The sequence below is a fragment of the Hymenobacter busanensis genome, from assembly GCF_008727865.1.
Classification (GTDB): Bacteria; Bacteroidota; Bacteroidia; order Cytophagales; family Hymenobacteraceae; genus Solirubrum; species Solirubrum busanense.
In genome coordinates this window covers 38,568-51,296 of the sequence record NZ_VTWU01000007.1, presented here as the reverse complement: position 1 = coordinate 51,296, position 12,729 = coordinate 38,568, and the positions used below count along the sequence as shown (strand labels likewise).

General features: G+C 64.8%; 9 protein-coding genes. 7 read left to right on the top strand and 2 right to left on the bottom strand.

The genetic code is table 11. The features are described 5' to 3' along the window. Positions 1-13: 13 nt before the first annotated feature. Entirely contained in the window at positions 14-3,430 is a 3,417-nt protein-coding gene (locus F0P96_RS17475) for a patatin-like phospholipase family protein (RefSeq protein WP_201743867.1), read from the top strand. Positions 3,431-3,438: 8 nt separating this feature from the next. Here the strand turns inward: F0P96_RS17475 and F0P96_RS17470 are convergent, their stop codons facing one another. Then, positions 3,439-4,125 (bottom strand): hypothetical protein, encoded by a 687-nt coding sequence (locus tag F0P96_RS17470; RefSeq protein ID WP_151080215.1) that lies wholly within the window; start codon positions 4,123-4,125, stop codon positions 3,439-3,441. Between the two features lie 74 nt (positions 4,126-4,199). Next, positions 4,200-5,297 (bottom strand): class I SAM-dependent methyltransferase, encoded by a 1,098-nt coding sequence (locus F0P96_RS17465; RefSeq protein ID WP_151080214.1) that lies wholly within the window; start codon positions 5,295-5,297, stop codon positions 4,200-4,202. Between the two features lie 188 nt (positions 5,298-5,485). Between F0P96_RS17465 and F0P96_RS17460 the strand changes: the two genes are divergently transcribed. The 6 genes from F0P96_RS17460 to F0P96_RS17435 all read left to right on the top strand — a co-directional run bounded on the left by F0P96_RS17460 (position 5,486) and on the right by F0P96_RS17435 (position 12,635). After that, positions 5,486-7,330 carry an alpha-amylase family glycosyl hydrolase gene (locus F0P96_RS17460; protein ID WP_235917516.1) on the top strand — a complete coding sequence of 615 codons (1,845 nt, stop codon included), beginning with the start codon at positions 5,486-5,488 and terminating at the stop codon, positions 7,328-7,330. 139 nt (positions 7,331-7,469) lie between these two features. Continuing rightward, positions 7,470-9,329 (top strand): glycosyltransferase, encoded by a 1,860-nt coding sequence (locus F0P96_RS17455; protein ID WP_151080213.1) that lies wholly within the window; start codon positions 7,470-7,472, stop codon positions 9,327-9,329. A 55-nt stretch (positions 9,330-9,384) separates the two neighbouring features. After that, complete coding sequence (locus F0P96_RS17450; protein WP_160620464.1) at positions 9,385-10,212, top strand: DUF4198 domain-containing protein; 828 nt, start codon at positions 9,385-9,387, stop codon at positions 10,210-10,212. 126 nt (positions 10,213-10,338) lie between these two features. Continuing rightward, positions 10,339-10,713, top strand: a complete 375-nt coding sequence (locus F0P96_RS17445; protein WP_078012567.1) for an STAS domain-containing protein — start codon at positions 10,339-10,341, stop codon at positions 10,711-10,713. Between the two features lie 176 nt (positions 10,714-10,889). Beyond that, positions 10,890-11,801: a ribonuclease Z gene (locus tag F0P96_RS17440; RefSeq protein WP_151080211.1), complete on the top strand. Its 912-nt coding sequence runs from the start codon at positions 10,890-10,892 to the stop codon at positions 11,799-11,801. 66 nt (positions 11,802-11,867) lie between these two features. Beyond that, positions 11,868-12,635, top strand: a complete 768-nt coding sequence (locus tag F0P96_RS17435; protein WP_151080210.1) for a queuosine precursor transporter — start codon at positions 11,868-11,870, stop codon at positions 12,633-12,635. The last annotated feature ends 94 nt before the right edge of the window (positions 12,636-12,729 follow it).

Below are 12,729 nucleotides of genomic sequence, written 5' to 3'. Positions count from 1 at the left end.
ACCCCTATTCGCCATGGATGTCAATGCCGAAATAGCGGCCCGGGCTGCCGCGCACCTCACCCTCGTGCAGGATTGGCTCGAATGGGTGCACCTAGTTCGACCCATTGGCAAGGCGCCGGCCACGCTCCTCGATTTCTGCAACGGCCAGCCCGCCGCTTTGCCGCCGTGGGACGACTTGCCCCAGCCGCTGCGCCAGCGCGCCGCCGAGCTGCACGGCCAGCTGGTGGAAGCCTCCGAAGCGACGTGGAATGAGTTTATTGAGCGGACCCAGGAACTCTTGCACCTGCTGCTGGAACTGTCTTCGGAAGTAGGTTTCGCTCCCGACGACCACAAAAACCTGCTGCACGCCCTGAAATTATCTTCCGAGAAAGGCACCCCTTCGCTTTGGCGGCGCGAGTTGCGGCTGCTGCTCTACGCCTATCCCGCCCTGCGCTACCATATTGGCAAGGTGCTGAGGTTTCGCCCAACGCTGGTGGCGGAGCTGATGCACACGCTCGAAGACGGCAAACGTGCCGGCACGCTGCCCGAAAAGGCGAAGCACTGGCTCAGCACCCACGCCGCCCACGCCGAGGACGTGCTCATGCGCGAACCCCGGCAACTGGCCGATATGCTTGATGCCATGCAAGCCGCCGTGCCCTTTGCCCACGTGCTCAACAAAGAGCTGGCGGAAGTAGCCGCACGCCGCACCCTGCTTTGGCCCCACACCGCCCCGGCTGCCCCGGCCCCTACCACCGGCGAACCAAACCCGTGGGAGCGGGCGCGGGAAATGAACCTGCTCGGGCTGGCGCTGTCGGGCGGCGGCATTCGCAGCGCAACGCATAGCCTGGGCATTCTGCAGGCGTTGGCGGAGCGCGGCTGGCTGGCCCACTTCGATTACCTCTCCACCGTATCGGGCGGGGGCTACATTGGCTCGTGGCTCACGGCCTGGATCAAACGGAGCGGGTCGGTCCATCAGGTGCAGTCCCGCCTCAACCCGGCCCAGGCCCCCAATCCTCGCGGCGAAGAAGTGCGGCCCATCCGCTGGCTGCGCAGCTACAGCAACTACCTCTCTCCAGAAGCCAGCATTCTATCGACCGATGCCTGGACGGTGGGCGCCACGTGGCTGCGCAACGCCCTGCTCAACCAGCTGATTCTCGCGCTGGTGCTCGGCGGGCTGCTTTCCCTGGTCTGGACGCTCTACCGCGCCTGGGTGAGCAACCTTTTTCTACCCACAAACTCTGCGCAGCGGCTGGTGGTTGGGCTGGCCCTCACCGCCGTGCTGATGCTGGCGGGCGGCTTGCTCAACGGGCTGCACATGCGCGCTGGCTACAACCTCGATGCCACGGCCGCGCGCGGTTCGCGCCACAGCGGCTGGTGGTTTTCGCTCACGCTGGCCATGATGGCACTCGTCGGGCTGATGGCTACTTACCAGGGGTATTTTTTTCAGCCGCTGCCGTTTGGGCACATCGGCTACTGGTACGTGTGCGGGCTGGCTACCGCCATGCTGGTGTTGGTGGCCTTGGTGGGCCGCTACCACCGCTGTTTCTTCTCCCGGCCGGTAGCCGGAGCACTAGCCTGGGCGCTGTATGTGGGTGCGGTGTTGGTCAGCAGCTTCGTGGCGGCATATGTGGGCACGGGGGCCTGCGTGGCGGTGTGGCACGTGCTTCGGAACATTCACAGCCCTTACGTCGCGTTTGTAGTGGGCCCGCCGCTGCTGGTGCAGGTACTCTCCATCACGGCTATTCTGCGCATGGCGCTGCTGGGCCGCAATTTTCCCGACGAGCGGCGCGAGTGGTGGGGCCGTTTCGGGGCCATGACGCAGCAAGCCGCGCTGGCGTGGCTGGTGCTGGCTGGCGGCACGCTGCTGGCCCCGGTAGCAGTGCAGTGGCTGAGCGGCGAAGTGCGCTCGGCAGCGCTGTGGCCTGCTACCACTGCCGCGTGGCTGGCGCTGGTGGGCAAAGGCGTGCAGATGGCCCAAAGCGCCGCCACGCCCTCCCAGCCGGGTGCCAAAGGCACCGGCAGCTGGCACGATGTGGTGGCGCGCACCGTGCCCTACGTGTTTCTGGCCGGCGTGCTGGTGCTGCTGGCCTGCGGCGTGTCGGCGGTGCTGGCGCGCCTCGATACCTACTGGCCTACCGAGCACAGCACCATCCGCGCCCTCATTTCCACGGTTGTGCTGCTGGCGCTGGGCGCACTGCTGGCCTCCCGAATCGGCGTCAACGAGTTTTCGATGCACCATTTCTACAAAAACCGGCTCATGCGCGCCTACCTCGGCGCTTCGCGCCGCCGCCCCGAGCGGCGGGCCCATCCTTTCACCGGCTTCGACATCCGTGACGACGTCAAAATCAGCAGCCTGCGCACCCAGCCGGCGGTAACCGACCCAGTGGCAGCGCCCGACCTGCCCTATACCGGCCCGCTGCACATTCTGAACACCACCCTGAACGTGACCCGCAACGGCGAGTTGGCCCAGCAAGACCGCCAGGCCGAGTCCTTCGTGTTTACGCCGCTGTACTGCGGGTTCGATTTCTCCCGCGACGTGCCGGTGGCGGGCAAAGCCGGCGGCGTGCACCGCCCTGAGTACGGCTTCCGGCCTACCGAGCATTTCGCCTACGCCGACGACAACGGCCCCGGCCTGGCCACGGCGCTGGCCATTTCCGGGGCCGCCGCCAACCCCAACCAAGGCTTCCACTCGTCGCCGGTCACGGCATTTCTGCTCACCGTGTTCAACGTGCGGCTGGGCTGGTGGATGGGCAACCCGCACGGCACGGCCTACCGCCAAGCCGACCCGCCCACCGGTTTGTCGTATTTGCTGGCCGATTTGTTTGGCCGCGCCAAGCCCGACGACCAGTATGTGAACCTCTCCGACGGCGGCCACTTCGACAACCTGGGCCTCTACGAGCTGGTGCGCCGCCGCTGCCGCTACATTGTGGTGAGCGACACCGAAGAAGACGCCGATTACCGCTTCGAGGCCCTGGCCAACGCCATCCGGCGCTGCCGCGTCGATTTTGGGGTAGAAATCAGCCTCGCCCCCGAGCCATTGGCCCGCCGCCCCACGCAGGAGCAGGCATTGGCCCACGCCGTCATCGGCCACATCCGCTACCCCGACTGGCACCCCGACCACCCCGAAGCTCAGGGCTGGCTGCTGTATTTCAAGGCCACCCTCACCGGCAACGAATCGGCCGACGTGCGCGAATACGCGGGCCAGAACCGCACCTTCCCGCACGAAACCACCGCCGACCAGTTCTTCTCCGAGCCCCAGTTCGAAAGCTACCGCCGCTTGGGCTACTGCGCCGCCCGCGACATTCTGCCCGCCGTGGATGCCGGTGCCGTGCACGACAAGGCCGAGTGGTTTCGGCGCGTGCGGCGCACCCTGCAGGGCCACGACTTCTTGGCGCGGCAGCAGCACCGCCACCCCGCCCCGCACGGGCACAACGGCCACCACGGCCACTAGCGGCCTGACTATGCCTGCGCTGAAGTGGCCTGGTAGCGCGCCGCGTGGGCCAGTACGTTGTCGCGCAGGGCGGTACCGTCGTGCATGGCACTCAGCGCAATGCGGCGGTGGCGGCCGTCGTGGTAGTGCACCAGCAAGTCGGCCTCGCCTACGGGCTCGATAGCGGCCACTTCGATCCAGCACAAATGAGTGGAGCGCGAAAACGGCTTCAGCCGGTAGCTGATGCCGTCGTCGTGCAGGTGCAGGTAGCGGCGGGCATCGAGGCGGGGCATGTGAAACGCGAGCAGCACAAATAGCACCGCTACCGCCCCATACACCCACGGCAAGGCGTGAAACCGCACCGCAGCACCGGTCAGCTCGGCCTCGTGGTGGCGGTGCCAGATGTGGTATCCTTCCAACGCGAGGATGCCGGCGGCGGCCAGTTCCAGCCACGCCACTCGCTCGCGCAAGTGTGGGTGGCGCCGCAAGTGCCACAACTCCCGCACCAGCAGCACCAAGTAGGCCGCCCCCACCACGCACTCGGCCGCCGCTACCCACGTCCAGGCCTCGTGGCCGCTGAGCAGGTTGGGCAAGGCACCGATCAGGACCAGCGCCGGCGCTACGTGCATGAACCCCTTGGCCAGTTGGCGGCGGGCATGGCGACGATGGAAAAGCGTTAGCCGCTCGTCGGCGGGTGCGGGGTGGGTGGAACTCATGGCGCCGAAGCACGGCAAAATCGGTGGCTTGCACAACGACCCGGACTCGCTTCGGCCCCGGCAAGCCGCTTTTCTCAGTTGTAGAGCCGGTAGAGGCGGAAAAATGGATGCTCGATGGGCAGAATTTCGGTACGCGAAAAGCCAGCCTGCTGGGCGTAGCGCGCCAGCGTAGCCGGGCGCATCACGGTGCCGGTTTCGGCCGAAGGCGCGTCGGCCCGGCCCACGGGCAGGCAGTGCAGGATGCTGAACCCGTACATCAGCCGCTCGATGTCGTCGGCCTGCGCCGGGTCGAACGTCTCGGCCACCCGCTCGTCCATCACCAGCACGGCGCCGTGGCTGCCGGCCAAGCGGCGCATGGCCTGCAGCACGGCCACCGGCTGCGCCATGTCGTGAATGCACTCGAAGGCCGTAACGAGGTCGTAGCAGCCGCCGTCGAGCGGGGCCTCGGCGGCGTCGCGCAGGGCCACGTGCACGCGGTCAGAGAGGCCGGCGGCGGCCACGTTGGCCTGGGCCAGCGCCACCGAGTCGGCGTCGAGGTCGTAGCCGTCGACGTAAACGGTGGGGTAGCTCTGGGCCATGCCGATGCCCGACCACGCGGCGCCGCAGCCCACGTCGGCCACGCGGGCCGGCGGACTGCCCTGCAAACGGGCATGGATGTCGGCAATGCCGGGCAACCATTCCTGGCCTAGCTGCTGCAGGAAAAGAGTACGGTTTTGGGCGGCCTGACCGTCGCGCAGGTCGGGGCCATACGCGGCAAAGGCAACCCCGCTACCGTGGCGGTAGGCGTTGAGCAGCGCCGGCAGCGGGTGCACAATGCCGGCCATCAGCAAAGCCAGGGGCGCGAGGTAGTGCGCACTGTCCTCGCGGGTCAGCACTTCGGCCTGGGCTGCGGGCAGCGCAAAGCGCCGCTGGGCTTCGGGGGCGGCAGCATCGTCTACTTCCAGCAGTTTGGCTACGGCTTGCTGCTCCAGCCACTCGCGGGTGTAGCGGGCGTCGGTGCCGGTGCGGGCGGCCAACTCGGCAGCCGTTAAAGGCCCGTGTGCCAAAGCGCGGTAGTAGTTCAGCCGCACGCCCAGGTAAATGCTGAACATATCCATGGTGCTCAGCGTGGCTTGCAGCAGGCGGTCGGCAAAAGCTTCGGCACTGCCGACGGGAGCGGCGAGGGTTTCCATAGCGAAGCAGAAAGTGGGCGCCGTCTTCGGCCCGACGCGGTGGCCTGCTACCGATCGGCAGATTATATTCAATTTAACTAATATCAATTCCAGCACCAAGCGCACTTACCGAAGGCTAATGGCCGTCGTACACAACCTAAGGTCGAGCTTGGGAGTTAGATGGAGCTCCGCAACACTTCAACACCCTCATGCCTCTTCCTACTCCCCAAGCGCCGCGCCGCAAGGCGGCCGCGCCCGTGGCGGCCCTTGCCCCTGGCATGGGCGCCATTTTGCACCCCGCCGGCACCACCTTCCGCGTGTGGGCCCCGCACGCTGCCGCGGTAGCCGTGGTCGGCCCCTTCAACGACTGGAACCCCACTGCCCACCCGCTGCAGCACGAAGCCGATGGCTACTGGGCCGCCACCGTAACCGGCCTGCCGGCCGGCACCGAGTACAAGTTCTGGTTGAAAACCGCCGCCGGCCACGAGCTGACGCGCCACGACCCCTACGCCCGTGAGGTGACCCACTCCAACGGCAACTCGGTGGTGCACGACCCGGCCTTCGACTGGGGCGACAACCAGTTTCAGATGCCCGCCTGGAACGAGCTGATGATTTACGAGCTGCACGTGGGCACCTTTCACGCCCCCGACCCCACGCGCCCCGGCACGTTCCTCGACGTGGTGGACAAGCTGCCTTACCTGCGCGATTTGGGCATCAACTGCCTCGAAATCATGCCGGCCACCGAGTTTCCGGGCAGTCGCTCCTGGGGCTACAATCCCGCCCACCCCTTCGCCCTCGAAACCGACTACGGCGGGCCCCAGGCCTTCAAGCAGCTGGTGAAAGCCGCCCACGCGCACGGCATGGCCGTGGTGCTCGACGTGGTGTACAACCACTTTGGGCCCGGCGACCTGGATCTGTGGCAGTTCGACGGCTGGCACGAAAACGAGGGCGGCGGCATTTACTTCTACAACGACTGGCGCGCCGAAACGCCCTGGGGCCACAACCGCCCCGACTACGGCCGCGAGGAAGTGCGCCGCTACATCCGCGACAACGCCCTGATGTGGCTCGACGAGTTTCGGGTAGACGGCCTGCGCGCCGACGCCATTGCCCACATCCGCAACGTGGACGGCAGCAACGACCCCGCGCGCGACTTGCCCGAGGGCTGGGCGCTGATGAAGTGGATCAACGAAGACATCCGGGCCCGCATGCCCTGGAAAATCACCATCGCCGAAGACCTGCTCGGCAACGAGTACATCACCAAAGCACCCGAAGACGGCGGCCAGGGCTTTTCGGCGCAGTGGGACGCGGCCTTTGTGTACCCGGTGCGCGAGGCCCTCACCACGCCCCACGATGCCGACCGCTCGATGGCGGCCGTGGCGGCGGCGCTGCTCCAGACCTACAACGGCGACGCCTTCCAGCGCGTCATCTACACCGAGTCGCACGACGAGGTGGCCAACGGCAAGGCGCGGGTGCCGGAGGAAATCATGCCCGGCGACGCGGCGCACTGGTTTCCGAAAAAACGCGCCACGCTGGGCGCGGCTTTGGTGTTTACCGCGCCGGGCATTCCCATGATTTTTCAGGGCCAAGAATTTCTCGCCGACGGCTCTTTCTCCGACGACCAGGCCCTGCACTGGCCCCGTGCCGACGAGCACGGCGGGCTGGTGCAGCTCTACCGCGACCTGATTTCCCTGCGCCGCAACCGGCACGGCCATTCCCGCGGCCTGCTCGGCCAGCACACCCAGGTGCTGCACCTCAACGACGAGCAGAAGGTGCTGGCCTTCCAGCGCTGGGCCGACGGCGGCCCCGGCGACACCGTGGTGGTGGTGCTCAACTTCGCCGACCAGACGCTGGAAAACTACCGCATTGGCCTGCCGGCCGCCGGCCGCTGGCGGGTGCGCTTCAATTCCGACTGGCAGGGCTACGACCAGCAGTTCGGCAATTTCGAGTCGTTTGACACCGAAACCGAGCCCGGCGACTACGACGACTGCGCCCAGTTTGCGGAGGTTGGGCTGGCGCCTTATTCGGTGCTGATTCTTTCGCAGGAGCCCGGCTAAGGAGCCCGTGCCGGGCTTCGGCCAAACGAAACGCGGGATTTTACCGAGTGCGGAACCCGGTAAAATCCCGCGTTTTTTCCTGCGCAACACTGCCGGAAATCCTCCATCTTGCTGCTGATCCGCCTTACCCCCGTTCTGAATGCAGCTTCCTTCTTCCGCGCCCGAGTCCGTTGCGCCCAATACCCTGCTGGTAGAAGCCGCCTGGGAAGTGTGTAACCAAGTCGGCGGCATCTACACCGTTATCCGCTCCAAAGTACCTGCCACCGTGGCCGGCTGGGGAGACCGGTACTGCCTGCTCGGCCCCTATTTTCCGCAGGCAGCGCAGGCCGAGTTCGAGCCCTTCACCGATACCCAGGTGGCCGCCGGCCGCGACCCGGTGGCCCGCGCCGTGCGCCAACTGCGCGAGCAGGGCTACGAGGTGCACTACGGCCAGTGGCTCATCACCGGCAAGCCGCGCGTGGTGCTGCTGTCGCCGTTTCAGGCCTACTCGCGCCTCGGCCAGCTCAAAGCCGACCTCTGGCAAAACCACCACATTCCTACCCCCGACCACGACGACCTCCTGCACCAAGTGGTGGCGTTTGGGCACCTGGCCAAGGTATTTGTGCAGGCGCTCTGCACCGAAGTGGCCGAGGCCGACACCATCGGCAACCAGCCGCAGCAGGTGCTGGCGCATTTTCACGAGTGGATGACGGGCGGTGCCATTCCGGCCCTGCGCCGGGAGCAGTCTACGGCGCGCTTGGTTTTTACCACCCACGCCACCCTGCTGGGCCGCTACCTGGCCATGAACGACCCCAATTTCTACGAGCACCTGCTGCACGTGAACTGGGAGCACGAGGCCCGGCACTTCAACATCGAAACTGCCGTGCGCCTGGAGCGCGCCGCCGCCCACGGCGCCCACGTGTTTACCACCGTGAGCGAGTTGACGGTGCGCGAGTGCATGTACCTGCTCGACCGTATTCCCGACGCGGTGCTGCCCAACGGGCTGAACATCGAGCGGTTTGTGGCCCTGCACGAGTTTCAGAACCTGCACCAGAAGTACAAGGCCAAGATTCACGAGTTCGTGATGGCGCACTTCTTCCAGTCGTATTCCTTCGACCTCGACAAGACGCTGTACCTCTTCACCTCGGGCCGCTACGAGTACCACAACAAGGGTTTCGACCTCACGCTGGAAGCCCTGGCCCGGCTCAACTACCGCATTCAGCAAAGCGGCATTGAGGGGCAGGTGGTCATGTTTTTCATCACCAAGCGCCCCTACCACAGCATTAATCCCGAGGTGCTGCAAAGCCGCGCCATGCTCGACGAAGTGCAGGACACGTGCAGCGCCATTGAGCAGCAGTTGGGCGAGCGGCTGTTTTACCAGGCCGCCAGCAGCACCGATTACCAGTTGCCCAACCTGCTCGACCTTGTGGACGACTACTGGAAGCTGCGCTACCGCCGCACGCTGCAAAGCTGGAAAACCTCGCGGCTGCCGCCGGTGGTTACCCACAACTTGGTCGACGACGCTACCGACGACATTCTGGGCTTCGTGCGCCGCGCCAACCTGGTGAACAACCGCCACGACCGCGTCAAAATCGTGTATCACCCCGATTTCGTGTCGAGCACCTCGCCCCTGTTTGGCCTCGACTACGGTCAGTTTGTGCGCGGCTGCCACCTGGGCGTGTTCCCGAGCTACTACGAGCCCTGGGGCTACACCCCGCTCGAGTGCGTGGCCCGCGGCGTGCCCGCCGTTACATCGGACCTCTCCGGTTTTGGCGACTACGTGCAGCAAACCGTGCCCGACCACGAAGACAAGGGCATTTTTGTGGTCCGGCGACAGGAAAAGAGCTTCGACGAATCGGCCGAGGAGCTGACCAACATGCTCTGGCAATTCGTCATCCAGAACCGGCGGGAGCGAATCAACCAGCGCAACCGCGTGGAAAGCTCCGCCGAGCAGTTCGACTGGCGCCACCTGCGCCAGCACTACGACCACGCCTACCAGCTGGCCCTGCAAGAAAGCTAAGCCGTGCATCTTTGTGGCCGCCTGATTTCCCTTTAGCCCCTTGCCTTTTTCTGTCGTGCCCTCTGCCCGCCCCCGCCGCCTGCTTCTTGCGGCACTGGCCTTGCTTGCCTCTGCCGCCACGGCCCACGAGTTCTGGCTGCGCCCGGCGCGGTTTGTGGTGCAGCCCGGCGCCCGGGTGCACGTGGGCCGCTGGGTGGGCCAGGATTTTGCCGGCGCGCGGTGGCCGGGCCAGAGCAGCCGCGTCGAAGAATTGGTACACCTCAAACCGGGCAACCTGCGCACCGACCTCACCGGCGCCGCCACCCAAGCCGATTCGCTGCAAACCACCGTGGCCCTCGACCTGCCCGGCACCCACGTGCTGGCCTTGCGCACCAACGAGGCGCTCATCAGCATGAAAGCCGAGGAGTTTACCGCGTACCTGAAAGAAGAAGGCCTGGAGGATATTCTCTACCTGCGCACCCGCCGCAAGCTCACCGACAAGCCCGCCAAAGAAGCCTACCGCCGCTGCGCCAAAACCCTGCTGCTGGCTGGCTCCTCGCCCCGCGCCGATACCACGTGGCGCACCCGCGTGGGGCACCCGCTCGAAATTGTGGCCGAGCAGAACCCCTACGCCCTGCGCGTGGGCGCTTCGCTCACCATTCGGGTGTGGCGCAACCACCTGCCTGCCGACCGCCAACTGGTGCAGGCGTGGGTGCGCCCCCTCGACGGCAGCCCAGTGCAACATTTGCAGCTGCACACAAACCTTAATGGCCGCGCCATGTTACGCTTATCCCAACCGGCTACCGTGCTGCTGGCCGCGGTGCACATGGCGCCGCACCCGGTGCCGGCCACCGCCGACTGGCAAAGTATTTGGGCCTCGCTCACATTTGCATTTCCGGGCTAGTTTCGGTAGTTTTTCACTCCGTTCGGTAGAAATACTGAATTGCCTTTTGCAGACTTCACCTGAAATTCAAACATCTTTTTTTTCTTTACCTTCGCATCTCGCCCATACCGACCGAACCTGCTTGGCATGAAGTACTCCATCGATAAAAAAGAAAACTACACGATCATCACGATTGACGAGAAAAAGCTCGACACCACCGTCGCGCCCGATCTGAAATCGGAGTTCGTGAAGCTCAATGCCGAAGGCATCAACAACCTGATCCTGGACCTGCAGAACGTCAAGTACACCGATTCGTCGGGGCTCAGCTCGATTCTGATTGCCAACCGCCTCTGCAATTCCACCGGCGGCCTGCTGGTTCTCACCGGCCTGCAAGACCACGTGATGAAGCTCATCACCATCTCCAAGCTCGAATCGGTGCTGCACATCCTGCCCACCGTGGAAGAAGGCATCGACCGCATCTTCCTGCACGCCATCGAGCGTGACCTGACGAGCAAAGAGTAATTTCCTTTGGCCGCGGATAACGCGCCGTTAGCCGTTGGCCGTCAGTAGCTGTACTGACGGCCAACGGCTAACTTTTTTCCCGGTGGCCGCCAAGCGAAGCTGCCGCTCTCCGCTCCTTTTGCGTAGAACCACCTCCCGCCTCCGTTTTCCATTGCTTCCCCGCATTTCGCCGCTTCGTGGACTTTGACCTGACAATTCTGGGCAGTGCTTCGGCCACCCCCATGCTGGGCCGCCACCACACAGCGCAGGTGCTGGCCGTGGGCCGCAAGCAGTACCTCATCGACTGCGGCGAAAGCACCCAGGAACGGCTCATCGAGCAGAAAATTCGCTTTTCGCGCACCGACTGTATCTTCATTTCGCACCTGCACGGCGACCATTTTTTCGGGCTCTTTGGGCTGCTGGGCACGCTGCACCTGCAAGGCCGCACCGAGCCGCTGCGCCTCTTCGGTCCCGCCGGCCTCGACGAAGTGCTGACCACCCAGTTGCGCTGCTCCGGCACGCCTCTCTCCTTCGATGTGCAGTTCACCTGCGTGGACACCACCCAGCACCAGCAGGTGTATGAGGATGCCGCCGTAACCGTAAACACGCTGCCCATGCGGCACCGCATACCGTGCTGTGGCTACTTGTTTCGGGAAAAGCCCGGCCGCCGGCGGCTGGTGAAGGACCTGTTGCCCACCGGCCTTGTGCCCGAGCAGCTGCAGGCTCTCACCCGCGGCGAAGACCTGCGCGACGACGTCGGCCACGTGTGGCTGCGCCACCTCGACGTGACCGAGCCGCCGCCCGCCCCGCGCAGCTACGCCTACTGCTCCGATACCGTCTTCACGGAAAGCCTCGCCGACCTTGTGCGCGGCGTGGATTTGCTCTACCACGAAAGCACGTTTCTGCACGAAATGCTCGAGCGCGCCGTGCAAACGGGCCATTCCACGGCTCGTCAGGCGGGCCAGCTGGCCCGGTTGGCCGGAGCGAAGCAGCTGCTCATCGGCCACTTTTCCTCCCGCTACCGCGACCTGGAGCCCCTGCTGGAGGAAGCCCGCCGCGAGTTTGCCGACACCAATCTGGCCCTGGAAGGCCTCACCGTAGGGCTGTAATAGCCCGCGGCCAATATCTTTCGCCCCGACGCGGCCACCTACACGGCCCGCCGGCTATTGCCTTGCATGGAAACCACCACTACGCTCACCTCGCGCTTCGCCCACAAAAAGCAGCAGCTGTATCTGGTGCTGAGCGCCATTTTCATCGTCAACGCCCTGCTGGCCGAAATCATCGGCGTCAAGATTTTCTCCGTCGACAAGCTGCTGGGGCTGCCCGGCAACCTCACGGCGGGCGTGCTTATCTGGCCCGTGGTTTTTATCACCACCGACATTCTGAACGAGTATTTCGGGCGGGCCGGCGTGGTGCGCGTGAGCTTGCTCACGGCCGCACTCATTGCCTACGCCTTCGTGGTCATACTGGCTACCACCAAGCTGCCACCGGCCGCCTTCTGGCTCGATGTGAACAAGACCGATGCCCAGGGCCGACCGTTCGACATCGAGTTTGCCTACGAGAGCATTTTCCGCCAGGGGCTGGGCATCATCATCGGTTCGCTCGTGGCGTTTCTCATCGGGCAGGTGCTCGACGCTACCGTGTTTCAGGCCCTGCGCCGCGTGACGGGCAGCCGGCTCATCTGGCTGCGGGCCACGGGCTCCACGCTCATTTCGCAGCTCGTCGATTCGTTTGTGGTGCTGTTCGTGGCGTTTTATCTGTTCGGCAACTGGTCGTTTGAGCAGGTACTGAGCGTGGCTAACACCAATTACTGGTATAAATTCGCGGCCGCCATTTTGCTCACGCCGGTGCTCTACCTCGCTCACGCCCTCATCGACCGGTACCTTGGCAAAGAAGAAACCGTGGAGCTGCAGCAGGAAGCGGCGGCGAATGTGAGCGTGTAAAAAGCAATTAGCTGTCGGCTGACAGCCAATTGCTTTTTCATCATTCAATCCTTTGCTCAAAAGCTAACAGCCAACCGCTGGCAGCTAATAGCTT